The 26722-nt window shown below is 68.6% G+C and carries 29 protein-coding genes; 10 read left to right on the forward strand and 19 right to left on the reverse strand.

What is annotated here, in order from left to right:
* The 4 genes from ACIQTU_RS00375 to ACIQTU_RS00390 all read right to left on the reverse strand — a co-directional run bounded on the left by ACIQTU_RS00375 (position 1) and on the right by ACIQTU_RS00390 (position 2136).
* A complete protein-coding gene (locus tag ACIQTU_RS00375) occupies positions 1-399 on the reverse strand; it encodes a succinate dehydrogenase, hydrophobic membrane anchor protein (protein WP_400540673.1) in 399 nt (132 codons plus the stop codon).
* Positions 396-773, reverse strand: coding sequence for a succinate dehydrogenase, cytochrome b556 subunit (sdhC, locus tag ACIQTU_RS00380; protein ID WP_292085674.1), 378 nt, complete (start codon positions 771-773; stop codon positions 396-398). The genes ACIQTU_RS00375 and sdhC overlap by 4 nt, the downstream gene beginning before the upstream one ends.
* A 200-nt stretch (positions 774-973) precedes the next feature.
* A complete protein-coding gene (locus tag ACIQTU_RS00385) occupies positions 974-1390 on the reverse strand; it encodes an HIT domain-containing protein (RefSeq protein ID WP_400540676.1) in 417 nt (138 codons plus the stop codon).
* Positions 1387-2136 (reverse strand): EcsC family protein, encoded by a 750-nt coding sequence (locus tag ACIQTU_RS00390; protein ID WP_400540679.1) that lies wholly within the window; start codon positions 2134-2136, stop codon positions 1387-1389. The genes ACIQTU_RS00385 and ACIQTU_RS00390 overlap by 4 nt, the downstream gene beginning before the upstream one ends.
* A gap of 139 nt (positions 2137-2275) precedes the next feature.
* Here ACIQTU_RS00390 and mdh point away from each other — a divergent pair, with 139 nt between their 5' ends.
* Positions 2276-3238, forward strand: a complete 963-nt coding sequence (mdh, locus tag ACIQTU_RS00395) for a malate dehydrogenase (protein ID WP_400540682.1) — start codon at positions 2276-2278, stop codon at positions 3236-3238.
* A gap of 113 nt (positions 3239-3351) precedes the next feature.
* On the opposite strand, the gene zapE is transcribed toward mdh, so the two are convergent.
* Entirely contained in the window at positions 3352-4482 is a 1131-nt protein-coding gene (gene zapE, locus ACIQTU_RS00400; RefSeq protein WP_400540685.1) for a cell division protein ZapE, read from the reverse strand.
* Positions 4483-4641: 159 nt separating this feature from the next.
* On the opposite strand from zapE, the gene ACIQTU_RS00405 reads away from it, so the two are divergent.
* From ACIQTU_RS00405 to ACIQTU_RS00415, 3 genes are all read left to right on the forward strand, one after another.
* Positions 4642-5688 (forward strand): aspartate-semialdehyde dehydrogenase, encoded by a 1047-nt coding sequence (locus ACIQTU_RS00405; protein WP_400540688.1) that lies wholly within the window; start codon positions 4642-4644, stop codon positions 5686-5688.
* Between the two features lie 109 nt (positions 5689-5797).
* The gene (gene rarD, locus ACIQTU_RS00410; protein WP_400540691.1) at positions 5798-6802 is read left to right on the forward strand and encodes an EamA family transporter RarD; all 1005 of its coding nucleotides are present in this window, start codon (positions 5798-5800) and stop codon (positions 6800-6802) included.
* Between the two features lie 31 nt (positions 6803-6833).
* Positions 6834-7385, forward strand: coding sequence for a YybH family protein (locus ACIQTU_RS00415; protein ID WP_400540694.1), 552 nt, complete (start codon positions 6834-6836; stop codon positions 7383-7385).
* Between the two features lie 3 nt (positions 7386-7388).
* Here the strand turns inward: ACIQTU_RS00415 and ACIQTU_RS00420 are convergent, their stop codons facing one another.
* The 3 genes from ACIQTU_RS00420 to ACIQTU_RS00430 form a co-directional block, all read right to left on the reverse strand.
* Positions 7389-8534 carry a serine hydrolase domain-containing protein gene (locus ACIQTU_RS00420; protein ID WP_400540697.1) on the reverse strand — a complete coding sequence of 382 codons (1146 nt, stop codon included), beginning with the start codon at positions 8532-8534 and terminating at the stop codon, positions 7389-7391.
* 31 nt (positions 8535-8565) lie between these two features.
* Entirely contained in the window at positions 8566-10218 is a 1653-nt protein-coding gene (locus ACIQTU_RS00425) for a M28 family peptidase (protein WP_400540700.1), read from the reverse strand.
* A gap of 80 nt (positions 10219-10298) precedes the next feature.
* On the reverse strand, positions 10299-11525 hold the full coding sequence (locus ACIQTU_RS00430) for a TIGR03862 family flavoprotein (protein WP_400540703.1): 1227 nt from the start codon (positions 11523-11525) through the stop codon (positions 10299-10301).
* 49 nt (positions 11526-11574) lie between these two features.
* On the opposite strand from ACIQTU_RS00430, the gene greA reads away from it, so the two are divergent.
* Positions 11575-12051: a transcription elongation factor GreA gene (gene greA, locus ACIQTU_RS00435; protein ID WP_400540706.1), complete on the forward strand. Its 477-nt coding sequence runs from the start codon at positions 11575-11577 to the stop codon at positions 12049-12051.
* Positions 12052-12064: 13 nt separating this feature from the next.
* On the opposite strand, the gene ACIQTU_RS00440 is transcribed toward greA, so the two are convergent.
* Positions 12065-13720 carry a leucyl aminopeptidase gene (locus ACIQTU_RS00440; RefSeq protein WP_400540709.1) on the reverse strand — a complete coding sequence of 552 codons (1656 nt, stop codon included), beginning with the start codon at positions 13718-13720 and terminating at the stop codon, positions 12065-12067.
* A 122-nt stretch (positions 13721-13842) separates the two neighbouring features.
* Positions 13843-13989, reverse strand: coding sequence for a hypothetical protein (locus ACIQTU_RS00445; protein WP_400540712.1), 147 nt, complete (start codon positions 13987-13989; stop codon positions 13843-13845).
* An 89-nt stretch (positions 13990-14078) separates the two neighbouring features.
* Here ACIQTU_RS00445 and ACIQTU_RS00450 point away from each other — a divergent pair, with 89 nt between their 5' ends.
* Positions 14079-15023: a LysR substrate-binding domain-containing protein gene (locus tag ACIQTU_RS00450; protein ID WP_400540715.1), complete on the forward strand. Its 945-nt coding sequence runs from the start codon at positions 14079-14081 to the stop codon at positions 15021-15023.
* Between the two features lie 72 nt (positions 15024-15095).
* Here ACIQTU_RS00450 and groL read toward each other — a convergent pair whose 3' ends face one another.
* Together groL and groES are read right to left on the reverse strand one after the other, a co-directional pair.
* The gene (gene groL, locus ACIQTU_RS00455; RefSeq protein WP_400540718.1) at positions 15096-16742 is read right to left on the reverse strand and encodes a chaperonin GroEL; all 1647 of its coding nucleotides are present in this window, start codon (positions 16740-16742) and stop codon (positions 15096-15098) included.
* A 55-nt stretch (positions 16743-16797) separates the two neighbouring features.
* On the reverse strand, positions 16798-17085 hold the full coding sequence (gene groES / locus ACIQTU_RS00460) for a co-chaperone GroES (protein WP_003167913.1): 288 nt from the start codon (positions 17083-17085) through the stop codon (positions 16798-16800).
* Positions 17086-17323: 238 nt separating this feature from the next.
* Here groES and ACIQTU_RS00465 point away from each other — a divergent pair, with 238 nt between their 5' ends.
* Positions 17324-17767, forward strand: a complete 444-nt coding sequence (locus ACIQTU_RS00465) for a hypothetical protein (protein WP_400540722.1) — start codon at positions 17324-17326, stop codon at positions 17765-17767.
* Between the two features lie 60 nt (positions 17768-17827).
* Here ACIQTU_RS00465 and ACIQTU_RS00470 read toward each other — a convergent pair whose 3' ends face one another.
* The 3 genes from ACIQTU_RS00470 to pgi all read right to left on the reverse strand — a co-directional run bounded on the left by ACIQTU_RS00470 (position 17828) and on the right by pgi (position 20267).
* Entirely contained in the window at positions 17828-18226 is a 399-nt protein-coding gene (locus ACIQTU_RS00470; RefSeq protein ID WP_400540725.1) for a hypothetical protein, read from the reverse strand.
* Between the two features lie 62 nt (positions 18227-18288).
* Complete coding sequence (locus tag ACIQTU_RS00475) at positions 18289-18666, reverse strand: DUF4260 domain-containing protein (RefSeq protein WP_400540728.1); 378 nt, start codon at positions 18664-18666, stop codon at positions 18289-18291.
* Positions 18663-20267, reverse strand: coding sequence for a glucose-6-phosphate isomerase (gene pgi, locus ACIQTU_RS00480; RefSeq protein ID WP_400540731.1), 1605 nt, complete (start codon positions 20265-20267; stop codon positions 18663-18665). Before pgi ends, ACIQTU_RS00475 begins: the two co-directional genes overlap by 4 nt.
* A gap of 207 nt (positions 20268-20474) precedes the next feature.
* Between pgi and ACIQTU_RS00485 the strand changes: the two genes are divergently transcribed.
* Positions 20475-20900: a hypothetical protein gene (locus ACIQTU_RS00485; RefSeq protein WP_400540734.1), complete on the forward strand. Its 426-nt coding sequence runs from the start codon at positions 20475-20477 to the stop codon at positions 20898-20900.
* 124 nt (positions 20901-21024) lie between these two features.
* Here the strand turns inward: ACIQTU_RS00485 and acnA are convergent, their stop codons facing one another.
* Positions 21025-23751 carry an aconitate hydratase AcnA gene (gene acnA / locus ACIQTU_RS00490; protein ID WP_400540737.1) on the reverse strand — a complete coding sequence of 909 codons (2727 nt, stop codon included), beginning with the start codon at positions 23749-23751 and terminating at the stop codon, positions 21025-21027.
* Between the two features lie 197 nt (positions 23752-23948).
* Between acnA and ccmA the strand changes: the two genes are divergently transcribed.
* Together ccmA and ccmB are read left to right on the forward strand one after the other, a co-directional pair.
* Positions 23949-24572 carry a heme ABC exporter ATP-binding protein CcmA gene (ccmA, locus tag ACIQTU_RS00495; protein ID WP_400543684.1) on the forward strand — a complete coding sequence of 208 codons (624 nt, stop codon included), beginning with the start codon at positions 23949-23951 and terminating at the stop codon, positions 24570-24572.
* Complete coding sequence (gene ccmB / locus ACIQTU_RS00500) at positions 24569-25234, forward strand: heme exporter protein CcmB (protein ID WP_400540740.1); 666 nt, start codon at positions 24569-24571, stop codon at positions 25232-25234. Before ccmA ends, ccmB begins: the two co-directional genes overlap by 4 nt.
* Positions 25235-25237: 3 nt before the next feature.
* On the opposite strand, the gene ACIQTU_RS00505 is transcribed toward ccmB, so the two are convergent.
* Genes ACIQTU_RS00505 through ACIQTU_RS00515 form a run of 3 tightly spaced genes read right to left on the reverse strand, consistent with a single transcriptional unit; the run spans position 25238 to position 26710 of the window.
* Positions 25238-25843, reverse strand: a complete 606-nt coding sequence (locus ACIQTU_RS00505; RefSeq protein WP_400540743.1) for a Smr/MutS family protein — start codon at positions 25841-25843, stop codon at positions 25238-25240.
* Between the two features lies 1 nt (position 25844).
* Positions 25845-26078: a helix-turn-helix domain-containing protein gene (locus ACIQTU_RS00510; RefSeq protein WP_400540746.1), complete on the reverse strand. Its 234-nt coding sequence runs from the start codon at positions 26076-26078 to the stop codon at positions 25845-25847.
* Positions 26079-26101: 23 nt separating this feature from the next.
* A complete protein-coding gene (locus ACIQTU_RS00515; RefSeq protein ID WP_400540749.1) occupies positions 26102-26710 on the reverse strand; it encodes a DUF2975 domain-containing protein in 609 nt (202 codons plus the stop codon).
* Positions 26711-26722: the final 12 nt, after the last annotated feature.

Raw genomic sequence — 26722 nt, forward strand, 5'->3', positions numbered from 1 at the left:
TCAGACTCCGGCGGGCAGCGGGGCGGAGCCCATCGCCACACGCACGATGAAGAAGATGCTGGCGGCGGCCAGCACGAGGAAGACGAGGTTCGACAGGTTGATCAGGGTCGTCCGGGCCGAGGGCGCGGGGACGTAGTCCTCGATGATCACCTTCCAGGCCAGGCTGGCGAACAGGAAGAAGACGATCGCCGTCAGGCCCAGCAGGCCGGCGTTCAGGGCGTTGCCGAACCAGGCGGCGACCGCTTCATAGCCGGCGCCGGCCAGGGTGAAGCCCGACGACAGGACCCACAGGCCCAGCGGCATCAGGGCCAGCAGCGCCAGCTTCTCGATCTTCCATTCACCGGCGCCGTGGCGCTCGGAGATCTTCACGTTGTTCTTGAACTTGGGGGCGGCGCTCACAGCGAAACCTTTCCGGCGGCGAACAGGACGACCCAGAACAGCACGGTCAGGACCAGGGGGCCCCAGACGGCGATGTTGGCCATCAGATTGGCGGACTTCAGATCAAGGCCCTTGCCGGCGTCGTTGATCAGGTGGCGGGCGCCGTTCAGCAGGAAGGAGAAGACCACCAGCGACAGGCCGAACCAGATGAAGAGGCCGAACGGCGAGGCCGAGCAGGCCAGAACCTTGGCGTAGGCTTCAGGCCCGGCGGCGACAGCCGCGACCCAGGCCAGCAGCAGGACGGCGCCGACCGTGGCCGCGCCGATGGTGACGCGGAACAGGATGGAGGCCGTCATGGTCACGTGCCACCGCCAGACGTCGGTGAAAGGCGACATCGGCGCCACATGGCCATTGGGATGGCGGACGTAGCGGCCAGTCGGGTCGCCCGCACCCTGGGGAAGGTTCGACATGCGAATGATTCTCAAAAAACCTGTGGAAAAACAGGTCCGGTTGCAGTGCGATAGGCTTTAGTGACCGCAAAGGGCGGGTGTCAACGAACCGGGCCGTATAAGCGCCACGGATCGCGTTTTCCTGATCAAGCCTCGCGAATCGCTCGCAACAAGGTCTCGCGATCGTCCTCGGACAGACGAACCGCGCCGGGACGCCCCCAGATGGGATCGGGCCACAGGCCGTCGTCGCGGCGGCGACCTACGACATGGACGTGCAACTGGCGGGTGACGTTGCCCAGGGCCGCCGTGTTCAGCTTGTCCACCCGTCGGCCTGTCGCCTCAGCCAGGGCGCGCACTACCTCGCCGGCCCGCACCATCTCCTCCATCAGGGCTGCGCGCTGATCGCGGCTCAGGTCGTCCAGTTCGACCGCGCCGTCGACGCGGGGCAGCAGGATCAGCCAGGCAAAGCGGGCGTCGTCCTGCAACCGCACCTGACACAGGGGCCAGTCGGCGGCGAAGACGGACCCGGCCTCAAAGGCGGCGTCAGCTTTGAAATCAGTCATGTCAGATGCTCGTCCTCGAACCAGCGCAGGCGGTAGGCGTTCATCGCCGTCGTCGCCAGCCGCGTGGTCAGCCGCCAGTTGACCACGGCCCCGACCGGCGCCCCGATGATCGGGATCAGCTGGGCCAGCTTGGCCAGGTCGATGTAGTCGCGGTACTCCAGCTGGAACTTGCGCCAATCGAAGTCCTCGATGCGTTCGGGCTGGTGCAGACCGCGCCCCGCCGCCTCCAGCGCCGCCAGGGCCTCGGGCCGATGCCGGGCGCTGGAAAAGGCCAGCTGGAAGATGCGCAGCAGAAACAGCCGCTCAGACAGGCTCTTGCCGGAATGACCATAGAGGGCGCCGATCTCGAACAGCAGCTTGACCTTGATGGCCAGCAGGGCGGGAAAATCCGCCGCCGCCAACAGGAAGCCGCCCGCCCCCGCCACCCCGCCCTCGACGCTGGCCGTGGTGCGATAGAAATCAACGCGGGTCTGGATCAGCTCTTCGCGCTTGCGAAGACTACCGTGCAGCAGGGGCTTGGCCGTGGTCCAGTCGGCCCCGGTCATGATGCCCCGCGTCGTCAGCTCGACGCCGGAGGTCACGATCTGGTGCACCCGCTCGGGGATGATCCGGTTGATCCGGTCCTGGGTGGCGCGGGTGGTCATGTCCCACAGGCCGGGGCGGCGCAGCTGGCGTTCGCGCCAGGCCTCGGCTTCCGTGAGGACGCGCGCCTCATGCTGTCGATCGTCTTCCGTGGTGGTCATCATGCCCCTCTGGGTCCAGGCGACCCTCGCAGGGGCCGACCAAAGGCGCAACGCCCGACGCTTGCTCCCGCTCCGCTGCGGGTCTAGACCGCCCGACATCGAGTACCGTTTCGCACACGCAACATCGACTGGAGAGACCTCTATGGCTCGCGCGAAGATCGCCCTTATCGGCGCCGGAATGATCGGCGGAACCCTGGCCCACGTGGCCGCGCGCGAAGCGCTGGGCGACGTCATCCTGTTCGACATCGCCGAAGGCACGCCGCAAGGCAAAGCCCTCGACATCGCCGAGGCCTCGGCCGTCTTCGGTCAGGACGTGGCCCTGAAGGGCGCCAACGACTACGCCGACATCGCGGGCGCCGACGTCTGCATCGTCACCGCCGGCGTGCCGCGCAAGCCGGGCATGAGCCGCGACGACCTGATCGGCATCAACCTGAAGGTCATGAAGGCTGTCGGCGAGGGCATCAAGGCGCACGCCCCCAACGCCTTCGTCATCTGCATCACCAACCCGCTCGACGCCATGGTCTGGGCCCTGCAGAAGTTCTCGGGCCTGCCCAAGGAGAAGGTCGTCGGCATGGCCGGCGTGCTGGACTCGGCCCGCTTCGCCTACTTCCTGGCTGAAAAGACCGGCGTCTCGGTGCAGGACATCCACGCCTGGACCCTGGGCGGTCACGGCGACGACATGGTGCCGATGGTGCGCCACTCGACCGTGGGCGGCCTGCCGCTGCCGGACGCCGTCGCCGCCGGCTTCCTGTCGCAAGCCGACCTGGACGCCATCGTCGAGCGCACCCGCAAGGGCGGCGGCGAGATCGTGGCCCTGCTGAAGACCGGCTCGGCCTTCTACGCCCCGGCCGAAAGCGCGATTGCGATGGCCAAGTCCTACCTGCTGGACCAGAAGCGCGTCCTGCCCTGCGCCGTCTGGCTGTCGGGCGAGTACGGACTGTCCGACCTCTACGTCGGCGTCCCGGCCCTCATCGGTGCGAACGGCGTCGAGAAGATCGTCGAGTTCACCACCAACGACGACGAAAAGGCCATGTTCGCCAAGTCGGTGGAATCGGTGAACGGCCTGATCCAGGCTTGCAAGGACATTGAACCTTCCTTGGCTTGATAGTGTGCTAGCGCGAGCCGCGCGGCGGCTCGTTGCTTGAGCGCTTAGGCGCCTGAATTGGAAAGGGCCGCATCTTCGGGTGCGGCCCTTTTTCACGCGTGGAGAGGGGCGTGTCAGGCGTGAACCGGCTCCGGCGCCTCATCTTCGTCGCCCCTCTGTTTCAGCCAGGACGCGCTGCGCATCTCGTTGAGGCGCGACACCGTGCGCTCGAACTCGAACGCGCCGACACCCTCGGCGTAGAGGCTTTCCGGCTCGGCCTCGGCCAGGACCACCAGCCGGGTCTTGGCCTCGTAGAGGGCGTCGATCAGCGTCACCAGACGCCGCGCCTCGTGGTGGTTGGCCGGGCTGAGCCTCGGCACATCGGACAGGAACAGGGTGTGGAAGCGCCGGGCGATGGCCAGATAGTCCTGCGGCCCCAGGGGGGAGCCGCACAGCTCGTTGAAACTGGCGCGCGCCATGCCGCCGACGGTGCGTTGCACCCGGACCTGACGCCCCAGCACCGGCAGGGCCACCGGCTCCTCGGGCTCGCCGCCCTTGAGGTCCGACCACAGGGTCTCGAAGCCCTCGCGCGCAGCGTCGCTCAGGGGCGAGAACCAGACCTGCGCCCCGGCCATGCGGTCCAGCCGGAAGTCGCGCGCCCCGGCCGTCTCCACCACCTCGCAACGTTCGCGCAGAATGTCGATGAAGGGCAGGAAGAGCTGGCGGTTGATGCCGTTCTTGTAGAGGTCTTCCGGCGCGCGGTTCGAGGTTACGGCCAGGACCACCCGCTTCTCGAACAGGGCCTCGAACAACCGGCCCAGGATCATGGCGTCGGCGATGTCGGTGACCTGCAGCTCGTCGAAGCAGAGCAGCCGGGCTTCGGAGGCGATCAGGGCCGCGATCGGCGGAATGGGGTCGTCGCCTTTTGCTGTCCCGAACACCGCCTTGCGCGTGCGCGGATCGCCCTCACGCCACTGCTTCACCAGATCGTGGATGCGGGCCATGAAGGCGTGGAAGTGAGCGCGGACCTTCTTCTGCTCCGGCGTGGCTGAATAGAAGAGGTCCATCAGCATGGACTTGCCGCGACCGGGAGGCCCCCAGATGTAGATGCCCCTGACCTCAGGCGGGCGGCCGAACAGGCCCTTTTTCGCCAGGTCCGCCTCCAGCCGCTCCAGCGAGGCCAGCAGCTCCAGCTGCTTCGGATCGGGGGCGATGACGCCCTCTTCGACGCGGATGTCGTAGGCGTTGCGGATACGAGAAGTCATGGTCAGCGGCATAGCCCCAAGGGGCCGATCAGGAAAGGCGGAGCGGTTTCATGCCTTCTGACGCAGGAATTTGGTGAAAACCGGTTGCTTCGCGCCTGCGAAAGACCCAAATGCAGAACCGCTTTTCTCCCCAGCGCCCCTTCTAAGGATATTCTGATCATGGGCTATCGCGTCGCCGTCGTTGGCGCCACCGGCAATGTCGGTCGCGAAATGATGAACATCATCGAGGAACTGAACTTCCCCGTCGACCAGATGCACGCGATCGCCTCTCGAAAATCCAAGGGCGTCGAGGTGGCCTTTGGCGACAAGACGCTGAAGTGCGAGGACCTGGAGCAGTTCGACTTCTCCACCGTCGACCTGGTGCTGATGAGCGCTGGCGGCAAGGTGTCCAAGGAATGGTCGGAAAAGATCGGCAAGGCCGGTCCCATCGTCATCGACAACTCCTCGGCCTTCCGCATGGACCCGGACGTGCCGCTGATCGTGCCGGAAGTGAACCCGGACGCGGTCAAGGACGCGAAGAAGAAGAACATCATCGCCAACCCCAACTGCTCGACCGCCCAGCTGGTCGTGGCGCTGAAGCCCCTGCATGACGCGGCCAAGGCCAAGCGCGTCGTGGTCTCGACCTATCAATCCGTGTCGGGCGCCGGCAAGGAAGGCATGGACGAGCTGTGGAACCAGACCAAGGCCATCTACGGCCTGGGCGACGCCACGCCGAAGAAGTTCCCCAAGCAGATCGCCTTCAACGTCATCCCCTACATCGGCTCCTTCCGCGACGACGGCTACACCGACGAGGAAGCCAAGATGTGGGACGAGACCCACAAGATGATCGACCCCTCGATCAAGCTGACCGTGACCTGCGTCCGCGTGCCGGTCTTCGTCGGTCACTCGGAGGCCGTGACGGTCGAGTTCGATCGCCCGATCGAGCCGGACGAGGCTCGCGAAATCCTGCGCGAAGCCCCCGGCGTTCTGGTCATCGATAAGCTGGAGCACGACGGCTACATCACCCCCGTCGACGCCGCCGGCGAGCACGCCGTCTATGTCAGCCGCATCCGCAAGGACCCGACCGTCGAGAACGGCCTGTCCTTCTGGGTCGTCTCCGACAACCTGCGCAAGGGCGCGGCCCTGAACGCCGTCCAGATCGCCCAGCTGCTGGACGAAACCGGCACCATCAGCCCGTCGAGCGGCTATCGCAGCCTGACGGTGTAAGAAGGGGCCCCTAACGCCCCGCGCACAGCGCGGGGCTGCTTGAGGGGCTTTAGTGTTTCTCTGAAGCCTCCGTCGCGTTTGGCGCGGCGGTGGCCGAAAGGTCCGCCCAGTGACCGCGTCCCCCTCTGCCAACTCGTCCGAAGCCCGCGCCGCCCTGATGGCGGGGGTGGGCTGCTACCTTCTGTGGGGCTTCATCCCCCTGGTCTTCCAGCAGATGGCGCATCAGGGCGCCGACGCCTGGGAGATCATGGGCCACCGCGCCGTCTGGGGCTTGCTCTGGGCGCTTCTGCTGGTGCTGATCGCCCGCCAGTGGACCCAGGTCGTCGCCGTCTTCCGCCAGCCCAAGGTCCTGGGCTGGCTGGCCCTGTCGGCGGTGCTGATCGCCACCAACTGGACCACCTATGTCGTGGCGGTGAACAACGGGCGGACCCTGGACGCCTCGCTCGGCTATTATCTCAATCCCCTGCTCAACATGGCCGCCGGGGCCTGGCTGTTCCGTGAACGGATCGACCGTTTCGGCGCCGCCGCCATCGGTCTGGCCGCCGTCGGCGTGGTGCTGCAGACCCTGGCCCTGGGCCACGCCCCCTGGGTGTCCCTGCTGCTGGCCTTCAGCTTCGCGGCCTATGGCATCATCCGCAAACGCGTCTCGGTCGAGGCCCAGACCGGCCTCTTCATGGAGTGCCTGCTGCTGGCCGCCCCCGGCCTGGCCTGGGTGATCTTCATCGAGACGACGGGGCAGGGGCATTTCACCGCCTCGCCCGCCGCCACCTTCTGGCTGCTGTTCGCCGGTCCGGCCACGGTCATCCCCCTGGCCCTGTTCGCCTGGGCGGCGCGGCGCATGCCCCTGTCCAGCATGGGCTTTTTGCAGTTCCTGGCCCCGACCATCGTCTTCTTCATCGGCGCCATGCAGGGCGAGGCGCTCGGCGCGCTGCGCATCGCCTCCTTCGCCTTCATCTGGCTGGGCGCCGCCGTCTTCGCCATGGGAGCGGTGGTGAAGGTGCGCCGCGCCAGCCGCACCGCCGAGACCATCGTCGCGCCGGAGCCCGGCCTGCTGGACGACCCGGCCGAGGACCGCATGGCGGCGCTGGACGAGGAAGCGCGTCCTTCGCGTTGAGCTCCGACGCGGTTCCAGCCTAGAAAGGGCGATGATCCGCGCCCGCTCCCTCGCCGCCCTCGCCTTGACCGTCGCCTTGGCGACCGGTTCGTCCGCCTGCGCCCAGAGCATAGGGATGCAAGGGGGAGGGGATGAGGTCATCCGCACGGCCCGGAGCGAAGCGCCCGCCGCCTCGACCCCGCCGGTGGCCGTGCCGACGACGGCCGAGACCTTCGACGCGGTCAGCAACACCCTGGACGCCGCCGCCGAGGCCTGGTCGTCGGGCGATGTCGAGGCCGTGATGGCCACCTATGTCAACGACGAGCCCCTGCTGGTCTTCCTCGGCGACACCCCGGTCAAGGGGCCCGACGCCGTGCGCGCCGCTCTGGAGGCCCGCGCCGCCCAGCCCGGCGGCCTGGGTCAGATGACCTATGAGTGGTTCGAGACCCTGCAGTTCGACGTCAACACCACTGTGGTCTCGGGCCGCGTCGTCATGCGCCGCGAAGGCAAGACCCATCGCGGCCTGTTCACCCGCGTCCTGCGCCGCACCGAGAACGGCTGGCGCATCGTTCACGACCAGCTGGCCTGGGGCCCTGACGCGTAAGGACTAAAGCGCGGCGTAGAGCGCCTCGACCAGCCGCAGGGCACGCGGATCGCCGATCAGGTGCGGCGACTGACGCGTCATGACATAGGCCGCCGAAACCCTCGCCGCCGGATCGGCGAAGGCCATGGACCCGCCCCAGCCGCAGTGGCCGACCGCCAGCGGGTTCGGCCCAAAGACATTCAGCCCCTCGTTGCGGGTGAAGCCCCCCGCCCAGCTCATGACATAGGGCAGGACCCTGTCCTGGCCGTGGATGCGCTCACGCGTCGCCTGACTCAGCGTCTGCTGCGACAGGACGGGCAGGTTATCCAAGACGCCGCCGGTAGCGATGACCGACATCATCCGCGCCAGATCCCTGGCCGTGGCGTGCAGGTTGGCAGAGGGGATCTCCGCCATGCGCCATTCGGTCGAGCCGCGCCCGCCCGGCGCTGAGCCCCGGTCGAGGAAGGCGGCCTTCTTGACTGCGTCGATGGGGCCGAGGTCCGGGGCGGCGGTCGGCTTGCGCATCTGCGCCACCCGCCCGTGCTCGCTTTCGGGCAGCCCGATCCACAGGTCCAGGTCGAAGGGCCGGGCAAAGTCCTCGCGCAGGGCCGTGCCCATGGTCCGCCCGTCGACGATGCGGAACAGCTCGCCCGCCAGATAGCCGATGGTGATGGGGTGATAGCCCGAGGCCGTGCCGGGCTCCCACAGCGGCGCCTGAGCCGCCAGCCTGTCCAGCACCGCCTGGCGGTCGAACCAGATCTCGGGCTCGACCCCGCCGTCGAAGCCCGGCAGGCCCGACTGGTGGCTCATCAGCTGGCCGACGGTCAGCCGGTTCTTGCCCGCAGCCCCAAAGGCCGGCCAGTGGTCGGCGACCCGGTCCTCATAGGACAGCAGACCCTTGTCGACGCAGCGCGCGATCATCAGGGCCATGACCGCCTTGCCGGTCGAGAAGACGGGAACCAGCGTATTCTCGGCAAAGGGCGTGCGTCCCGCCGTATCCGCCGACCCGGCCCACAGGTCCACGGCAACCTCGCCGTCGATGGTCACGCTGAAACGAGCCGCCAGTTCGTTCAGCCCCTCGGGCGCGTCGGTGAAGTTGGCGGCGAAGGCGTCCTTCACCGCATTGAATCGGGCGGGGCAGAGGCCGTGGATATCGGGCGCTTGGGTCATAGGCGGGGTCTAGCGCGTCAGGCGGTCGGGGTCACGGCTTGCGCGCCTCGGCCGAGGCGTTGCGCGCCGCCTCGAACTCGTCGCCCGGCTTCCACGCGGGCCAGTCGCGCGAATTGGCTAATGCCGAGCCGACCTCATACAGCAGCTGAACATCGGCGGCGGCGGCGTCCATCTTCCACTCCGGCGTCCATTCGTCCGTAGGCTGATGATAACGATTGGCGACATAGTCGCGGCTGGCGGCGTTGTGGCCGGTGAAGCCCGCGGCGGCGAACAGGGCGGGCACCCCCTTCCTCGCCAGCGGGAAGTGGTCCGAGCGATAGAAGGCCCCGGCCTGGGGCGCGGGGTCGGGGATCAGGCGGCGGCCCTCCCGTCCAGCGAAGACGGCCAGCCGGTCGTCCAGGTCGTTCTTGCCCGCGCCGATGACGACGATGTTCGGGTCGATCTCGGTGCCCGGCAGCAGGCTGTCCATGTTGATGTTGGCCACCGTCGTCTCCAGCGGCCAGACCGGGTTGGCGGCGTAGTATTCGGCCCCCAGCAGACCCGTCTCTTCCGCCGCCCAGCTGACGAAGACAGTCGAGCGTTCGGGGCGCGGGCCCTCGGCGAACAGGCGAGCCAGCTCCAGCACCGCGGCCACGCCGGTCGCGTTGTCGACGGCGCCGTTATAGATGTCGTCGCCGTTTTTCGGCGTGGCGCGGCCATAGGCGTCCCAGTGGGCGCCGAACATGACGGTCTCGTCCGGGTGGGTCGCGCCGGGCAGGCGGGCCATGACGTTGCGGGTCTGCACCCGGTCGGCCTTCTGGCCGAAGTCGATGGACATGGTGACGCCGTCCAGCGCCACGGGGCGGAAGTCAGGCGTGCGCGCCTGGGCCTTCAGCGCCGCGAAGTCGAGCCCGGCGTCCTGGAACAGCTTCTCGGCGACCGCGCCCTGAATCCAGCCCTGGGCCGCCACGCGCTCCTTGTCCGGATCGGCGCGGACGATGTCGAACTTGGGCGCGGTCGAGGAGTTCTGCAGCGTTGACCAGGGATAACCCGCGCCCGGCGTGTCGTGGATGACCAGGACACCCGCCGCTCCATGCGCCGCCGCAACCTGGAACTTGTAGGTCCAGCGGCCATAGAAGGTCATGGCCTGGCCGTCGAACTGACCCGCCACGGGGTGCCCTTCCGGCGCGCCGAAGTCGGGGTCGTTGACCAGAACCAGCATGATCTTGCCGGTCAGATCGACGCCCTTGTAGTCGTCCCAGCCGCGTTCCGGCGCGTCCACGCCATAGCCGACGAAGACAAGAGGCGCGTCCTTGAGCGAGATATGGCTGACCGGGCGGTCCGAGGAGACGATGACGTCGGTCGCCCGATGCAGGGCGGTGGTCTGTCCATTGGCGGTGACGCTGAGCGTCGCCGGGCCGTCCTGACTGGTGCGGCTGACCTGGGCCACCTGAACCCAGGAGCCGTCGGGCCCGCCAGGCTCCAGGCCTCGGGCCTGAAACTGCTGCGTCAGCCATTCGATGGTCTTGTCCTCGCCCGGCGTGACCGGGGCGCGGCCCTCGAATTCGTCCGAGGCCAAAACCCGTGTCGCCTCGCTGAGCCGGACCGGGTCGACACGACCGAGCGGCGCCGCCTGGGCCAGGGCCGAGGTCGAGGTCATCAGAACGGCGATCAGGCCGAAGGCGGCGGAACGGGGCATCGACATCAGGCGCACTCGATCTCAGCTTGGAAAGACCAGCACGCTGCCCCCTCGCGATCCGCCTGTCGACCCCTGCCTTTGGTCGGTCAACGCGCCTGGAGCCAGTCGATCACGCCGTTCGCGGCCACGACGCCCGAGGCAAAGGAAGCCTGCAGCAGATAGCCACCGGTCGGCGCCTCCCAGTCCAGCATCTCGCCCGCCAGGAAGACGCCGGGGCGGGCCGTCAGCATCAGGCCGTCGTCCACGGCGTTCAGCGCCACGCCCCCCGCCGAGGAGATGGCGCGGCTCAGGCCCTGCACATCGGTCAGGGTCAGGGTGACGCCCTTGATGCGCGCCGCCAGCGCCTCGGGCTCGCTCGGCAAGGGTCCGGCCTCGCGCAGCAGGGCGACGGCGAGCGCGTCCAGATGGGCGGCCTTCCTCAGCCAGTTGGACAGACTGTCCTTGCCGCGCGGCCTGGACAGGCGTCGGGTCAGGGTCTCCGTCGACTGCTCGGGGCGCAGATCGATGGTGAGTTTGGCTGTTCCGTCGCGCTCGACGGTGTCGCGCAGGGCCGACGACAAAGCGTAGATCGCCCCGCCCTCGACTCCGTAGGCGGCGATCATGGCCTCGCCGCGCACGGTGCGTCCGGCGTGGGTCAAGGCCACGCCCTTCAGCGGCCAGCCGGCGAAACGGTCGCGGAACAGGGGCGACCAGACGACGTCGAAGCCGACGTTGGCGGGGCGGAAAGGGGCCACGAAGGCGCCCGCGTCTTCCAGCGCCGGAATCCAGGCGGCGTCGGAACCCAGCCGGGCCCAACTGGCGCCGCCGAGCGCGAGGAGCACGGCGTCGGGGCGCTCGATCCGCTCGCCTTCGGGCGTGTCGAACGTGAGCGCGCCGTCTTTCCAGCCGGTCCAGCGCGAGCGGACGCGGATCTCGACACCCAATCCCTCCAACCGCGCCAGCCAGGCCCGCAGCATGGGCGAGGCCTTCATGGCCTTGGGAAATACCCGGCCCGACGAACCGACAAAGGTCTCCTGTCCCAGCCCCTCGGCCCAGGCGGTCAGGTCAGCGGGCGAGAAGGCGTCGAGCCATCCGGCGACCCGCGCCCGCGCCGGGACGTTATAGCGGTTCAGAAACGGCGCCAGCGGCTCCGAATGGGTCAGGTTCAACCCGCCGCGCCCGGCCATCAGGAACTTGCGCGCGACCGAGGGCATCCGCTCATGCACCGTGACGCGCAGGCCTGCCGAGGCCAGCCGTTCAGCAGCCATCAGCCCGGCGGGGCCGGCGCCGATCACGGCGACAGTCGGGAGTGTGGAGGAAGGCGCGTCAGTCATCACGCCTTCCTAGACCGGAACGTCCGCGAACGGCATACGCTCTGTCCTCATGAGCGTCGCCTTCACCCGAGAAGAAGATCTGGAAGCCACGGCCGCCGACCTGGTGGACCGCCCGATCTCGCCCCACCCCAACCACGTGACAGCCGCAGGGCTGGCCCAGATCGAGGCCGAACTGGCGGCGGCGCGGGCCGCCTACTCAGGGGCGCAGGTCAAGGGCGCGATCGAGGCCGACCGCACCGCCATGGCCCGGGCCACGCGCGACCTGCGCTACTGGTCGGCGCGGCGGGCCTCGGCCCAGTTGCTGGAGACGACGCCGGACGGGCGGGTGCGTTTCGGCGGCTCGGTGACCATCGAGCGCGATGACGGACGCACCCAGACCTGGCGCATCGTCGGCGAGGACGAGGCCGACCCCGCCCAGGGCAGCGTCAGCCACGTCTCGCCCCTGGCCCGCGCCCTGATGGGCAAACGGGTCGGCGACGAAGCAAGCGTGGCGGCCCAGTCGGTCGAGATCGTCGCCATCGATTGAAGGACGCGGCGGTTTAGAAGCCGCCGGTCCCCTTCTCCTTCGCCACCGGCTGGAAGTCGCGCACGAAGCGTTCCAGCAGGCGCACGCTGAAGCCTGCCGAGCCCGCCGGCTTGACGTCGCTGGCGCCGCCGTAGGCCATGTTGGCGATGTCCAGATGAGCCCAAGGCGTCTCGGGGCGGGCGAAATAGCCGATGAAGTGGGCGCCGGTGCCCGCGCCCGCGCCGCCCTCGCCGGAGTTCTTGATGTCGGCGATCGGGGTGCTGGTGGCCGCGGCATAGGAGGGGTGCAGCGGCAGACGCCACAGGCGCTCGCCGGTGGCGTCGCCCGCGATCTTCAACTGGTCGGCCAGGGCGTCGTGGCGGCTGAACAGACCGGCGTAGTCATTGCCGAGCGCCCCGCCGACCGAGCCGGTCAGAGTGGCCACGTCGACGATGGCGGCGGGGTTCAGGCGCGTGTCGGCCCAGACCACGGCGTCGGCCAGAACCAGACGGCCCTCGGCGTCGGTCGAGATGACCTCGATGGTCTTGCCGTTCATGGCGGTCAGGACGTCGCCGGGGCGGATGGCGTTACCGTCGGGCATGTTCTCGGCCAGAGCAGCGACGGCGGCCACATCGACCGGCGCGCCCGCCTTGGCCAGGGCCAGGACGGCGCCGACGACGCTGGCGGCGCCGGACATGTCCATCTTCATATTGCCCATGTTGGCGCCCGGCTTGATCGAGATGCCGCCGGAATCGAAGGTGATGCCCTTGCCCAGCAGGGCGACGGGGCCGGCGTCCGGCGCGCCCTGCCCCTTGTAGCGCACCACCAGCAGGCGCGGCGGACGCGGCGAGCCCTGGCCGACCCCGAGCAGCGAGCCCATGCCGAGCGCCTGCATGGCGGGAACGTCCAGCACCTCGATCTCGACGCCGGGCACGCCGGCGAAGGCGGCGCGGGCGCGCTCGACGAAGCTCTCGGGGTAGATGACGTTGGCGGGTTCGTTGGAGATGTCGCGGGTCCAGGCCATGGCCTCGACCAGGGCGGTGCCACGACGGTAGACGGCCTGGGCGGTTGCGGCGTCGTCAGCAACCAGGGTGATGGCGCTCGGCGCAGCAGCGTCGCGGCCTGTGCTGCGGTGCAGGTCGGAACGGTACTGGCCGAGGCCGAGGCCAGTCGCCAACTCGGCGGCGTTGTCGGCGGATAGACCAGCAGTCAGGACGGTCATAGCGCCCGGCTGGGCGATCAGGGCGCGACCGACGACGATGCCGGCAGTCTGGACGTCGGCGGCCTTGGCGTCGTTCGGCAAGCCGACGATCAGGATCCGGTCCCAGCCACCCACGCCGTACAGGCTCAGGGTCTGGCGCGTCTTGTAGTCGAAGCGGGCGGCGCTCAGGGCAGCGGCGATCGCTTCGCGCGCCGCTGGGGTCAGGGCGGCGCCGCGCGTGGCCAGATCGGCCTCTGCGCCGAGAGGCAGGACCAGGGCGCCCGAGGCCTGACCGGGCGTGGCGGCGAAGGTCAGGGCGCGCTGCACGGCAGGCGCGGCACGCGGCGTCAGGGCGGCGGGCGCTACGGCGGCGGCGCCTCGGCGCGCGTCGCTCCGGGATTGGGCCTCGGCAGGCAGGGCGACGATCAGGCTGACGGCGGCCAGGGCGGCAGCGGCGGCGAAGGTCGGGAAATTATTGGTGCGGCGCATCGGCGGAGCCCCCTCGGTGACGATGAAGGGGTCCTTATGGCCAAGGTCGCCGGAGCGGCGCAAACCGTTCCGGCGGCGGAAAGTCTGACCGCGACGCCGTGTCGCGGCGGCACGGTCTAAGATCAGGCGGCGGCGCGACGCGGGCGCAGCTTCGGCCCGGGCGCGGCGACAGGCCGGCTCGCGGCGGGTGCAGAAGCCTTGCGGGCGTCCAGCAGGGCGCCGATCCAGCCCCACGCGGGTTCCTTATGAGTGCTGTAGATATAGTCCATCGGTCGTCCTCCTTTCGTGAAGCCTGAATATGCAGTTGACGCGGGGCGTTCACAAACGAGACGATAGAGTTCACGCATAAGGCTTGCTTATGGTTGACGTCCTCTCTCGCATTCCCGTCGACGCCCTGAGGGTGTTCGAGACCGCCGCGCGTTTGCTTAGCTTCACCCGCGCCGCCGAGGCCCTGGGCATGAGCCAGGCGGCGGTCAGCTGGCGCATCCGCGACCTGGAGCAGCGGCTGGACAGGCCCCTGTTCGTGCGCGGCGTGCGGCAGGTGTCGCTGACGCCGGAGGGCGAGCGGCTGGCCACGGCGGCGATCGAGGCCATGACCCTGTTGCGGCGGGCCGTGGCCGATGTGGTCGAGGCCGATCAGGGCGTGCTGGCCATCACGACGCTTCAGACCCTGGCGACCCAGTGGCTGGCGACGCGGCTGGGGTCCTTCCAACTGGAGAACCCCGATCTGGCGGTGCGGGTGGACACCAGCCCGACCCTGTCCATGCTGGGCGCCGACGGGCTGGACGTGGCCCTGCGCTTCGGCTCGGGCCAGTGGCCGGGGCTGGAGAGCCGCTTCCTGATGCCCGCTGTCTTCACCCCCATGTGCACCCCGGCCATGCGCGACAGGCTGAACCTGCAGGTCCCCGCCGACCTGAAGCGCGCCCATCTGGTCGGCGAGCCGAACGAATGGGCCGCCTGGTTCGCCGCCGCTGCGGTCGCGCCGGCCGACGCGGCCCCGCCGCCGCGCCTGACCGCTGACAATCAGGCCATGGAGGTGGCGGCGGCTCTGGGCGATCAGGGCGTGGCCCTGGGCTCGCCGATTCTCTACGCGCGTGAGATCGAGCGCGGCCTGCTGGTGCGCCCCTTCGCCCAGACCGTCGCCCTGGCCGAGGGCTACTGGGTCTGCTACCCGCCCGCCCGCCGCCTGACCCCCAAGATCGCCCGCTTCCGCGACTGGCTTCTGGACACCGCGCAGTCGGACCCGGCGGTGGTTGAAGGCGCGCGGCTGGCGGGGCGCGAGGTGGGGGAAATCGGCGGCTAGCAGCGCGCATAGAAAAAGGGCGGGACCTTTCGATCCCGCCCTTCTGTCGTCTTAGCCTTGGTTGGCTTGGACTTAGAAGTCCATGCCGCCCATGCCGCCCATGCCGCCCATGTCGGGGGCGCCGCCGGCGCCGCCCTTCTTGGGCGCGTCAGCGATGGCGGCTTCCGTCGTGATCATGATGCCGGCGACCGAGGCGGCCGACTTCAGAGCCGAGCGGACGACCTTGGCCGGATCGATCACGCCCATCTGGACGAGGTCGCCGTACTCTTCGGTCTGGGCGTTGAAGCCGAACGAGGCGTCGGTCGAGTCCATGACCTTGCCGACCACGATCGAGCCTTCGACGCCCGAGTTTTCCGAGATCTGACGGATCGGAGCCTGCAGGGCGCGACGGACGATGGCGATGCCGGCGTTCTGATCGGCGTTGGAGCCCTTCAGGTCGACCAGCTTCTTGGAGGCTTGCAGCAGGGCCACGCCGCCGCCCGGGACGATGCCTTCATCGGCAGCGGCGCGGGTTGCGTTCAGGGCGTCGTCGACGCGGTCCTTCTTTTCCTTCACTTCGACTTCGGTCGAACCGCCGACGCGCAGGACGGCGACGCCGCCAGCCAGCTTGGCCAGACGCTCTTGCAGTTTTTCCTTGTCGTAGTCCGAGGTGGTGTCCTCGATCTGACGCTTGATCTGGCCGACGCGGGCTTCGATGCCGTCCTTCTCGCCCGAACCTTCGACGATGGTGGTGTCGTCCTTGGTGATCTGGACCTTCTTGGCCTTGCCGAGCATGTCGAGCGTGACGGTCTCAAGCTTGATGCCGAGGTCTTCCGAGATGACCTGACCGCCGGTCAGGATGGCGATGTCTTCCAGCATGGCCTTGCGGCGGTCGCCGAAGCCCGGAGCCTTGACGGCGGCGACGCGCAGGCCGCCGCGCAGCTTGTTGACCACCAGGGTGGCCAGGGCTTCGCCTTCGATGTCCTCGGCGATGATCAGCAGGGGACGGCCCGACTGAACCACGGCTTCCAGCACCGGCAGCATGGGCTGCAGCGAGGTCAGCTTCTTCTCGTGGAGCAGGATGAGGGGCTCTTCGAGGGCGACCTCCATCTTGTCGGCGTTGGTGATGAAGTAGGGCGACAGGTAGCCGCGGTCGAACTGCATGCCTTCGACGATGTCGACGGTGGTTTCAGCCGTCTTGGCTTCTTCGACCGTGATGACGCCTTCGTTGCCGACCTTGGCCATGGCCAGGGCGATCAGCTCGCCGATTTCAGCGTCGCCGTTGGCCGAGATGGTGCCGACCTGGGCGATTTCCGAGTTGTTGGAAACCGGCTTGGAGATGGTCTTCACTTCGTCCAGGGCCACGGCGACGGCCTGGTCAATGCCGCGCTTCAGGTCCATCGGATTCATGCCGGCGGCGACGGCCTTCAGGCCCTCTTGCACGATGGCCTGAGCCAGAACGGTGGCGGTGGTGGTGCCGTCGCCCGCGTTGTCGTTCGCCTTGGAGGCGACTTCGCGGATCATCTGGGCGCCCATGTTCTCGAAGGCGTCTTCCAGCTCGATCTCTTTGGCGACCGAGACGCCGTCCTTGGTCGAGCGCGGGGCGCCGAACGACTTCTGGATCACGACGTTGCGGCCCTTCGGACCCAGGGTCACCTTGACGGCGTCAGCCAGGACGTTGACGCCCTTCAGCATCTTGTCACGGGCGTCGGTGTTGAATTTTACGATCTTAGCAGCCATCGGGCAGCTCCTATCTAAATGATTTTAAATCAGAAACCGGAAACCGGAGCGTGTCTTACGACAGCACGCCCAGGACGTCGGATTCCTTCATGATGATCAGGTCTTCGCCGTCTATCTTCACTTCCGTGCCCGACCACTTGCCGAACAGGATGCGGTCGCCGGCCTTCAGTTCCAGGGCGACGTGCTTGCCGTCTTCGTCACGGACGCCGGGGCCCACGGCGACGACTTCGCCTTCCTGGGGCTTTTCCTTGGCCGTGTCGGGGATGATGATCCCGCCCTTGGTCTTGGATTCTTCTTCAACGCGCTTGACCAGCACGCGGTCGCCGAGAGGACGAAACGCCATCTGTGATCTCCCAATAGAATGTCGGTTCAAGCCTCGGAACCTGCGGCTTTGGCAGCCGCCCTCCCCGAGTGCTAACGCGACGGGAGTTAGGGGGGAGCCCCCGCACCGTCAAGGGCGAGGCAGACCGATTTCCAGCCGTGAAGATGACCCGAATATGAACGAGACCCCTTGGGGTCGTTCAGAGGGCGCGACCTAAAAGGGGGACAACGGATCAACCGGCTTTCGAAAGGAGCCCGCCATGAAGACCATTTCCAAGATCGGCGTCGGCGCGATCGCTCTGACGATGCTGGCGACCACCCCCGCCGCCGCCCAGTCCTATCGCGACCGTGATCGCGACAACACCGGCCGCGACGCCGTGCTCGGCGCCGTCGTCGGCGGCGTGGCCGGGGCCATCATCGGCCAGGGCGACGGACGCTATGTCGCTGGCGGCGCCCTGGCGGGCGCGGCTCTGGGCGCAGCGTCTTCGGACAGCGACCGCGACGGCTGCAACTACTATCGCGGCGGCCGGTGCTACCGGAATCAGGGCCACTGGGAACGCGACCACGGCATCAACAGCCGCGACGGCTATTACCGCGACAACGGCCGCTACTACCGCGACGGCCGCTACTGGCGGAACCACGGCGAGTGGCGCAGCCACCAGAACCGCCGCGACCGCGACTATCGCTACGACCGCCGCTGGTAGGTTCTGGCGCTGAACGAATGAAGGCCCGGCGTCGCCGCCGGGCCTTTTTCGCGTCCGGCGTCAGCGGACGCCGACGGTCAGGGTGTAGTTGGCGTGCTCGTCCCGGCGGGCGGCGTTTCGCATCAGGTAGACCCGCACGACATAGTCGCCATTGGCCGGAAGACGGCCCGTGAACTGATTGCCGGAGGTCGAACCGACGAACAGGGCCTCGTTCGCGCCCTGTTTTGTGACGTTGAAATAGGCCGAGGCGTTGGTGGGCTGCAGCCGGACGGTCAATGTCTGGCCCCCGCGCGCACCGAGCACATAGTCGACCGTGTCATAGCCGTGGATGTTCCCGTGCAGGGTCGCCGACGAGGCGCCGCGCGCGAACTGCACCCGCTCGGTGCGCGTATGGTCCTGGGCGGCGGCGGGCAGGGCCAGCGCACCGACGAGGGCGGCGATGAAGAAGGGCTTGAACATGAGGGGCTTCCTGAGTGAGGCCGTGGAACGGAGACAGCGACGCCAAGGTTCCCCGCCTGCCTCTAGGCCACGGCCCGCGCCTTGCCGATCAGGCCCAGGTGGGTGACGCCGAAGCTGTCAGGCGACTTGAGCCCGTAGCCGAGGACGCGGTCGAAGCCGACGTGGGCCAGCCAGATAAAGGCGAGGGCGGTTGCCAGACGGTTGTCGATCAGCCCGCCCGCCGTCGCCAGCAGCAGGGGCCCGATCAGGCTGTGGGCGAGGTTGTAGGCCCAGGCCCCGATACGCGGTCCCGCCAGATAGCCGAAGAAAGATAGGTCGGGCGCCAGGAAGAGGACGGCGAACAGCAGCCAACCCTCGCCGAACCGCGCGTAGGCCAGCACCGCGCCAGCCAGCAGGGCCAGACCCTCCAGCCTCTGCCAAACGGGGGCGACGACGGTCACTTCAGCAGCCGCGTCAGCAGGGCCGCTGTCGAAGGATCGAGATCGGGCGAGGCCGCGCCCGCCGCCACATCCTTCAGCACGGCCTTGGCCAGGACCTTGCCCAGTTCGACGCCCCACTGGTCGAAGCTGTTGATGTCCCAGATGGCGCCTTCGACGAAGGTCTTGTGCTCATAGAGGGCGATCAGGGCGCCCAGAGCCTGCGGCGTCAGGCGGTCCATGACGATGGTGGTCGAGGGCCGGTTGCCGGGGAAGGTTTTGTGCGGGGCCAGAGCATCCGCCTCGGCGGACGACGCGCCGGAGGCGATCAGTTCGGCATGGGCCTGAGCCTCGGTCTTGCCCTGCATCAGGGCCTGGCCCTGGGCCAGGGCGTTGGCCCACAAGGGGCTTTCCGAGGTGTGGCCGTCCGTCGAGCCGACGATGATGAACTCGGCCGGGACCACCTGCGGTCCCTGGTGGATCTGCTGGAAGAAGGCGTGCTGGCCGTTGGTGCCGGGCTCGCCGAAGACGACGGGGCAGGTCTGGCGGCCGACGGGCGAGCCGTCGCGACGCACCCGCTTGCCGTTCGACTCCATCTCCAGCTGCTGCAGGAAGGCGGGCAGGCGGCGCAGGGCGTGAGCGTAGGGCGCGACGGTGCGCGACGGCCGGTGCAGGCCGTCGACGTTGTAGATCTGGGCCAGGGCCAGCAGCACCGGGGCGTTGCCCTCCATAGGAGCCTCGAGGAAATGCCGGTCCAGGGCGGCGGCGCCGTCGAGGAAGCCTTGGAACACCTCCCAGCCCAAGCCGATAGCGCAGCTGAGGCTGACCGCCGACCACAGGGAATAGCGCCCGCCGACCCAGTCCCGGAAGGCGAAGGTGCGCCCGCAGCCGAAGGCAGCGGCCTTTTCCGGCGCGGCGGTGACGCCGATGAAGTGCCTGTCCATGCCCTCGCCGGGCAGGGACGCGGCCAGCCAGGCCCGGGCGGCCTCGGCGTTGATGAGGGTCTCCTGGGTGGTGAAGGTCTTGGAGACGACGACGACCAGAGTGGTTTCCGGGTTCAGCCCCGTCAGGCTTTCCGCCATGTCGCGCGGATCGACATTGCCCACGAAACGCACTGCGATGGCTGGGTCCAGCGGGCGCAGGGCGTCCCAGATCAGGCGCGGGCCCAGGTCCGATCCGCCGATCCCGATATGGACCACGGTTTCAAACGGCCGTCCGGTCGCGCCCGTCTCGATGCTGGACCGGACGGCGTGGGCATAGTCACGCATCTGGCCTCGCACGGCGTCCACCTCGGCCGAAACCGCCTCGCCCAGGGCATGAAAATCGGCCCCCTCGGGCGCGCGCAGGGCGGGATGCAGGACAGCCCGGCCCTCAGTGGAATTGATGGCCTCGCCGCCGAACAGGGCGACGCGGCGGCCCTCGACATCGGCGGCGCGGGCCAGGGCCAGAGCGGCGTCAAGGCCCGCCCGGGTCCAGCTCTGCTTGGACAGGTCCAGATGCAGGCCGGCGGCGTCAACCGTCATCTGCGACAGACGGTCGGCGTCGACAGTGAACTGGTCAGCGATGCGAGCGTCGGCGTCGCGGCGCGCAACAGCTTCCAGTTCACTCCAGGCGGCGTGCGGCATCGGCGTCTCCCCCTTCCGACCGTCCCGAAAAGGGCTGGTACGGCGCTTGCAAGCCCCTGTTTACGGCTCAGGCCTAGAAGAGTTCAATCAACGACCGGGTCAACATGGGTTTCCTTGCGGAAATTCTCGGCCCGACCGCCAGTGAAGGGATGCCCCATGTCCTGCGGACTAATGCTCGCCGCTGCGCTGATGCTCAGTGATCCGTCCGTGGCCGAAGCCGCGGCCCTGCCGCCGGTCGCCGCCGACGCCCCCGTCTCGGTCGCGAACGAGCCCCTGTTCGCCGATCTGGTGACGCGCTCGGGCGCCTTGAAAGCCATCGTCGACGGCTGGATCGTCTCCGGCGAGGCCAACGCCGAGGGTTTCCTGAGCGGTTCCGCCTTCACCGGCTTCAAACGCCAGGCGGCCGATCTGGCAGCCCGCGACCTGCAGGGCCATCTGGTGCTCAAGGAACGCGGCACCGACAACGACCTGAAATGCATTCTGCGCGGCATCTCGGAAGACATGCCGAAAAAGGTCGCCGCTGTGGAGGCCGCTCCCAACGCCGCCGAGCGCAAGGCAGCGCTGGAAGAGCTGGCCTATCTGCTGAACGACAACGTCGAGGTCATCACTTCGCCGCCTCGCCCGGCGGCTTAGCCGTCCGACGAGACTTTCTATTTGGCCGACCACCCAAGCCCGTCGGCAATGTGACCCAGCCAAAGAAAACCCCCGGCAGGCGCGGCCTGCCGGGGGTTTCTGTCTCAATACGTCAGACGGCGCCCTATTCGGCGGCGGCAGGCGTTTCGGCCTGCGGGCCGCCGGCCAGGTTGCGCAGGACGTAGGGCATGACGCCGCCGGCCAGCAGGTAGTCCAGCTCGGTCTGGTTATCGATGCGGCAGCGGACCGGGAAGCGGGCCATCTTGCCGTCCGACGGGCGGAACATCTCGACCCAGAGGTCCTGACGCGGCTTCAGCTTGCCGATGTTGGCGTCGGTCAGGCCGCGGATGGTGACGATCTCCTCGCCGGTCAGGCCCAGCTTCTGCCAGCCGTCCTGCTTGAACTGCAGCGGCACCACGCCCATGCCGACCAGGTTCGAGCGGTGGATGCGCTCGTAGCTTTCGGCGATGACGGCGCGGACGCCCAGCAGGCGCGTGCCCTTGGCCGCCCAGTCGCGCGACGAGCCGGTGCCGTATTCCTTGCCGGCGAAGACGACCAGGGGGCGGCCTTCCGACTGGTAGCGCATGGCCGCGTCATAGATCGACATGGTGTCGCCCGACGGGAAGTGCTTGGTGACGCCGCCCTCGATGTCCGGCGTGATCTTGTTGCGGATGCGGATGTTGGCGAAGGTGCCGCGCATCATGACTTCATGGTTGCCGCGGCGGGCGCCGTAGCTGTTGAAGTCAAGGGCGTCGACGCCGTGGTTGGTCAGATAGACCCCGGCGGGCGAGGCCTTCTTGATCGAACCAGCCGGGCTGATGTGGTCGGTGGTGATGCTGTCGCCGAAGATGCCCAGGATGCGGGCTTCCACAATGTCGCTGACCGGGGCCGGCTCCATCGACAGACCCTCGAAGTAGGGCGGGTTCTGGACGTAGGTGGAGGTGTCCTCCCACTCATAGGTCTGACCGCCGGTGACCTTGATGGCCTGCCAGTGCTTGTCGCCCTTGAAGACGTCCTTGTAGCGCTTGGCGAACATGGCCGGAGTGACCGACTTCTTCTGGATGTCGGCGATCTCCTGCGAGGTCGGCCACACGTCCTTGAGGAAGACGTCCTTGCCCTTCTTGTCCTGACCGATCGGGTCCTTGGTGATGTCGATGCGCATCGAACCGGCGATGGCGTAGGCCACGACCAGCGGCGGCGAGGCCAGGTAGTTGGCCTGGACGTCGGGGTTCACGCGGCCCTCGAAGTTGCGGTTGCCCGACAGGACCGAGGTCGCGACTAGGCCGTTGTCGTTGATCGCCTTCGAGATGGCCGGGTCCAGCGGGCCCGAGTTGCCGATGCAGGTGGTGCAGCCGTAGCCGACCAGGTTGAAGCCCATGGCGTCCAGGTCTTTTTGCAGGCCGGCGTCGGTCAGATAGTCGGTGACGACCTGCGAGCCGGGGGCCAGCGAGGTCTTGACCCAAGGCTTGACCTTCAGGCCCAGGGCGTGGGCCTTGCGCGCCACCAGACCGGCGGCGATCAGGACCGACGGGTTGGAGGTGTTGGTGCACGAGGTGATGGCGGCGATGACCACGTCGCCGTCGCCCACGGTGAACTTCTCGCCGTCGACGGCGGCGCGCTCGGCGTCGGTCGGACGGCCGAAGACCTCGGCGAGGGCGGTTTCGAACGAGGGGGCGGCGACGGTCAGTTCAACGCGGTCCTGCGGACGCTTGGGACCGGCCAGCGACGGCACGACCGTCGAGATGTCCAGCTCCAGAACGTCGGTGAAGACCGGGTCTTCCGAGGTCTCGTCGATCCACAGGCCTTGGGCCTTGGCGTAGGCTTCGACCAGGGCGACGCGCGCCTTGTCGCGGCCGGTGGCCGTCAGATAGTCGATGGTCGCGCGCGACACCGGGAAGAAGCCGCAGGTGGCGCCGTACTCCGGGGCCATGTTGGCGATGGTGGCCTGGTCCTCGATGGTCATCCCGGCGATGGCGTCGCCGAAGAATTCCACGAACTTGCCGACCACGCCCTTCTTGCGCAGCATCTGGGTGACGGTCAGCACCAGGTCGGTGGCCGTGGCCCCTTCCGGCAGCTTGCCGGTCAGCTTGAAGCCGACGACTTCCGGGATCAGCATCGGAATCGGCTGGCCCAGCATGGCGGCCTCGGCCTCGATGCCGCCGACGCCCCAGCCCAGGACGGCCAGGCCGTTGATCATGGTGGTGTGGCTGTCGGTGCCGACGACGGTGTCGGGATAGGCGACGGTCTTCTTGCCTTCGTCCAGGGTCCAGACGGTCTGGGCCAGGTTCTCCAGGTTCACCTGGTGGCAGATGCCGGTGCCGGGCGGCACGACGCGGAAGTTGTTGAAGGCGGAGGAGCCCCAGCGCAGGAAGTTGTAGCGTTCGATGTTGCGCTCGTACTCGCGCTCGACGTTCTCGCCGAAGGCCTTGGCCGTGCCGAAGTGGTCGACCATGACCGAGTGGTCGATGACCAGGTCGACGGGAACCAGCGGATTGATCTTCTTGGCGTCGGCGCCCAGCTTGTCCATGGCGTCGCGCATGGCGGCCAGGTCGACCACGGCGGGCACGCCGGTGAAGTCCTGCATCAGGACGCGGGCCGGACGGAAGGCGATCTCGTGCTCGACGGCGCCCTTGTTCTCGATCCAGGCGGCGACGGCCTTCAGGTCATCCTCGGTGACCGAGACGCCGTCTTCGTTGCGCAGCAGGTTCTCGAGAAGCACCTTCATCGAGCGCGGCAGACGGGAAATCCCGGCCAGACCGGCTTCCTCGGCGGCCGGAAGGCTGTAATAGGCGTATTTCTTGCGCCCGACCGAAAGGTCCTGACGGGTCTTGAGGCTGTCAATCGACGGCATGGAGAGGGTCCTCTGACTAACGCCGCCCGACAATTCGGTTGCGCCTTCGCGCGCTGGACGCCGGGGCGCACAGGTCCCGGGCGCGCGCGGCGAAAGCCTGCTGCGGCGCTTGCGGATATAGTCCTGTGCGGGGAAGCCGTCCATGTATCCACAACGCGGTCATGGACATCGAGAATGGTTCGCAACTCGGTGGAGCCATGCTGAAGACGGTCGACATTGAGACCCTGAGCCTGTCACGCGGCGAGCGCATCCTGTTCCGGGGCCTGTCGTTGCGCCTTTCAGCGGGCGAGGCTGTGGCCCTGACCGGCGCCAACGGCGCGGGCAAGACCAGTCTGTTGCGGGCCGTAGCCGGCTTCATCCGCCCGGATTCGGGCGCGATCACTTTTGGCGGCGCGGACGGTGAGGCGTTGGATTCGGAGGCCGCGCGGCGCGACGGGGTCCACCTGCTGGGCCACCTCGAAGGGCTGAAGCCGACGCGGACGGCGCGTCAGGAGTTCGACTTCCAGACCGCCTGGCTGGGCGGCGATGAGGCCGCGCGCGAGGCCGCCGTCACCCGGCTGTCGCTGGCGCCCCTGCTGGATCTGGAGACGAGGAAGCTGTCGGCGGGTCAGAAGCGGCGCCTGTCGCTGGCCCGCATGATCGCCGCGCCGCGCGCACTGTGGCTGCTGGACGAACCCCTGGCCCCGCTGGACGAGCGCTGGCGCGCGGTGGCGGCCGAGTTGATGTCGGCACATCTGGCGGCGGGCGGGATGATCCTGGCGGCGGTGCATGACCCCCTACCCGTCCCGGCGCGCAATCTCGACCTTGGGGGGCTGGCGTGAGAGCCGTGCGGGTCCTGTTCGGCCGCGAGCTGTCGCTGGCCTGGGGGGGCGGCGGCGGGCCCCTGCTGGCCTGCGGCTTCATGCTGTGCCTGACCGCCATCCTGCCGCTGGCGGCGGGCGGCGATCCGCGCGTCCTGGCCCCGGCGGCCTCGGGGGCCAGCTGGATGGCTCTGGCGCTCGCGTCCCTGCTGTCGCTGGAGCGTCTGTTCGAGCGCGATCTGGAAGACGGGGCGCTTGACCTGCTGGCCCTCGGCCCCGTGCCGCTGGAGGCGACGGTGGCGATCAAGGCCCTGGCCCAGTGGCTGGCGACGGGTCTGCCTCTGGCCCTGGCGGCGCCGGTGGCGGCCCTGGCTCTGGGCCAGCCGGCCCATCTGATCGGGCTGACGGCCCTGGCGGCGGCCATCGGCGGGCTGGGCTTCGCCTTCACCGGGGCGCTGGGCGCGGCTCTGGCGCTGGGGGCCAAGCGCGGCGGTCTGTTGATCGCGGTGGTGGTCTTGCCGCTCTTCATCCCCCCGGTGGTGTTCGGCGCGGGCGCCCTGACGCGGACGGCGGGCGGCGGCGATCCGCTGTCGGCCCTGGCCCTGCTGGCCGCCTATGTCCTGTTCGCCGCGGTCATCGCCCCGGTCGCCGGCGCGGCGGCGATCCGCAACGCCCAAGGCTGAGAATTAGCGCGGCTTCAGGGTGACGTAGAGGGCGCCGTCGCCGCCGTGCCGGCGGTGGGCCGAGGCGAAGCCGGACACCACGCCGCGCAGGTGCGGTCCGGTCAGCCAGTCATGCACCGAGCCGCGAATGACCCCGCCGCCGCGTCGTCCCTGGCCGGTAATGACCAGAACAGAGCGCAGGCCGCGCGCCTGACAGCCCATCAGGAAACCGCGCAGCTGGTCTTCGGCCTCGAAGCGGCCGAAGCCGTGCAGGTCGATGCGGGCCTCGATCGGATCGCGTTCGCGCGACAGGCGACGCTGACGGCGCGGTTCCAGCTCCTCGGGCGTGGGCCGGGCGCGGGTCGGCGCGGGTCTTTCAGGCGCGACGATCCCCAGGGCCTCGAACGTCGGCGTCTGATCGGGGGCGTTGCGCTTCTTGCCGGCCACGCCACGCGCGGGACTGGCCGCGGCGGACAGGGCCTCAGGATCAGGCAGGACAGCGCCGGGGGTGACGCGGGCGGCCTTGCGGCGTGTGGGCGGAGTCACCGTGCCGGTCACCCGGGCCCAGATGCGCTTGTCGTCGTCAGAAGAAGCGGGCGGACCGCCTTTTTTGGGGCCTTTGGGGGCCACCTCAGTCCTCGCCGTCGAAGACGTCTCCGGGACCAGGCTCATGCGCCAGCAGGTCGCCGGGTTGGCAGTCCAGCTCGCGGCACAGGGCGTCCAGGGTGGTGAAGCGCACCGCACGCGCCTTGCCGGTCTTGAGGATCGACAGGTTGGCGACGGTCACGCCGACGCGGTCGGCGAGCTCCGTCAGCGACATGCGCCGTTCGGCGAGGATGCGATCGAGTTGGACGCGGATAGCCATGGGGTCAGCTTAACGTTTCCAGATCAGATCGTCAGTTCGGATTCGCGGCGCAGGCGCGCGCCTTCGCGGAAGACCTCCGCCAGGACGAAGACGACGAGGATGGAGAAGACGGGGGTGAGCAGGTCGCTGACGCCTTGCGGCTCCATGACCCCGGGCGCCAGGCGCGCGGCCACCAGGCCCTGCGCCAGCCAGACGCCGCCGGTCACGATCGCCAGGATCAGGCCGATCTGGCGCAGACGGCGCACATTGTCGGGCTGGAAGGGATCGCCGAGCGTCAGGGTGCGGAAGATCTTTCTCAGGCCGCGCAGGATCATCAGAAAGCCGCCGAAATAGGCGGTCATGGCCCCCACGCCGAACAGCAGCAGCGGGCGGGTCAGCGGAATCTGGCGACCGTTGTCGCCGTCGGTGACGGTGACGTTGAGGTTGTCGAGCGGAATGAAGATGGAGGCGACCCAGAGCAGCAGCAGCACGCCGGTGATCAGGGCCAGCAGGACATAGGCGACATCCAGCGCGATCTTCAGCAGGCTGGAAACAGAGCCAGGCCCCAGGGTGCGCAGATTGGGAGTGCGCAGGTTGCCGCCCTTCAGGCGCGGCGCACGAATCCCGATGGAAGCCAGTTTCGGGAGGTGCATGAAGTCAGGTCT

This window comes from Brevundimonas sp. NPDC090276, from assembly GCF_044772165.1.
GTDB lineage: Bacteria > Pseudomonadota > Alphaproteobacteria > Caulobacterales > Caulobacteraceae > Brevundimonas.

What these genes read in the sequence shown, in the direction of transcription:
- ACIQTU_RS00450 (WP_400540715.1), top strand. Translation starts at nt 14,079, where the DNA reads ATGGTTGACGTCCTCTCTCGCATTCCCGTCGACGCCCTGAGGGTGTTC.
- ccmA (WP_400543684.1), top strand. Translation starts at nt 23,949, where the DNA reads ATGCTGAAGACGGTCGACATTGAGACCCTGAGCCTGTCACGCGGCGAG.
- ACIQTU_RS00440 (WP_400540709.1), bottom strand. Translation starts at nt 13,720, where the DNA reads ATGCGCCGCACCAATAATTTCCCGACCTTCGCCGCCGCTGCCGCCCTG.
- ACIQTU_RS00390 (WP_400540679.1), bottom strand. Translation starts at nt 2,136, where the DNA reads ATGATGACCACCACGGAAGACGATCGACAGCATGAGGCGCGCGTCCTC.
- pgi (WP_400540731.1), bottom strand. Translation starts at nt 20,267, where the DNA reads ATGCCGCACGCCGCCTGGAGTGAACTGGAAGCTGTTGCGCGCCGCGAC.
- ACIQTU_RS00510 (WP_400540746.1), bottom strand. Translation starts at nt 26,078, where the DNA reads ATGGCTATCCGCGTCCAACTCGATCGCATCCTCGCCGAACGGCGCATG.
- zapE (WP_400540685.1), bottom strand. Translation starts at nt 4,482, where the DNA reads ATGACTTCTCGTATCCGCAACGCCTACGACATCCGCGTCGAAGAGGGC.
- mdh (WP_400540682.1), top strand. Translation starts at nt 2,276, where the DNA reads ATGGCTCGCGCGAAGATCGCCCTTATCGGCGCCGGAATGATCGGCGGA.
- ACIQTU_RS00465 (WP_400540722.1), top strand. Translation starts at nt 17,324, where the DNA reads ATGAAGACCATTTCCAAGATCGGCGTCGGCGCGATCGCTCTGACGATG.
- ACIQTU_RS00445 (WP_400540712.1), bottom strand. Translation starts at nt 13,989, where the DNA reads ATGGACTATATCTACAGCACTCATAAGGAACCCGCGTGGGGCTGGATC.
- groES (WP_003167913.1), bottom strand. Translation starts at nt 17,085, where the DNA reads ATGGCGTTTCGTCCTCTCGGCGACCGCGTGCTGGTCAAGCGCGTTGAA.
- ACIQTU_RS00385 (WP_400540676.1), bottom strand. Translation starts at nt 1,390, where the DNA reads ATGACTGATTTCAAAGCTGACGCCGCCTTTGAGGCCGGGTCCGTCTTC.
- sdhC (WP_292085674.1), bottom strand. Translation starts at nt 773, where the DNA reads ATGTCGCCTTTCACCGACGTCTGGCGGTGGCACGTGACCATGACGGCC.
- ACIQTU_RS00425 (WP_400540700.1), bottom strand. Translation starts at nt 10,218, where the DNA reads ATGTCGATGCCCCGTTCCGCCGCCTTCGGCCTGATCGCCGTTCTGATG.
- groL (WP_400540718.1), bottom strand. Translation starts at nt 16,742, where the DNA reads ATGGCTGCTAAGATCGTAAAATTCAACACCGACGCCCGTGACAAGATG.
- ACIQTU_RS00430 (WP_400540703.1), bottom strand. Translation starts at nt 11,525, where the DNA reads ATGACTGACGCGCCTTCCTCCACACTCCCGACTGTCGCCGTGATCGGC.
- ACIQTU_RS00515 (WP_400540749.1), bottom strand. Translation starts at nt 26,710, where the DNA reads ATGCACCTCCCGAAACTGGCTTCCATCGGGATTCGTGCGCCGCGCCTG.
- greA (WP_400540706.1), top strand. Translation starts at nt 11,575, where the DNA reads ATGAGCGTCGCCTTCACCCGAGAAGAAGATCTGGAAGCCACGGCCGCC.
- ACIQTU_RS00415 (WP_400540694.1), top strand. Translation starts at nt 6,834, where the DNA reads ATGATCCGCGCCCGCTCCCTCGCCGCCCTCGCCTTGACCGTCGCCTTG.
- ACIQTU_RS00405 (WP_400540688.1), top strand. Translation starts at nt 4,642, where the DNA reads ATGGGCTATCGCGTCGCCGTCGTTGGCGCCACCGGCAATGTCGGTCGC.
- ACIQTU_RS00470 (WP_400540725.1), bottom strand. Translation starts at nt 18,226, where the DNA reads ATGTTCAAGCCCTTCTTCATCGCCGCCCTCGTCGGTGCGCTGGCCCTG.
- ACIQTU_RS00420 (WP_400540697.1), bottom strand. Translation starts at nt 8,534, where the DNA reads ATGACCCAAGCGCCCGATATCCACGGCCTCTGCCCCGCCCGATTCAAT.
- acnA (WP_400540737.1), bottom strand. Translation starts at nt 23,751, where the DNA reads ATGCCGTCGATTGACAGCCTCAAGACCCGTCAGGACCTTTCGGTCGGG.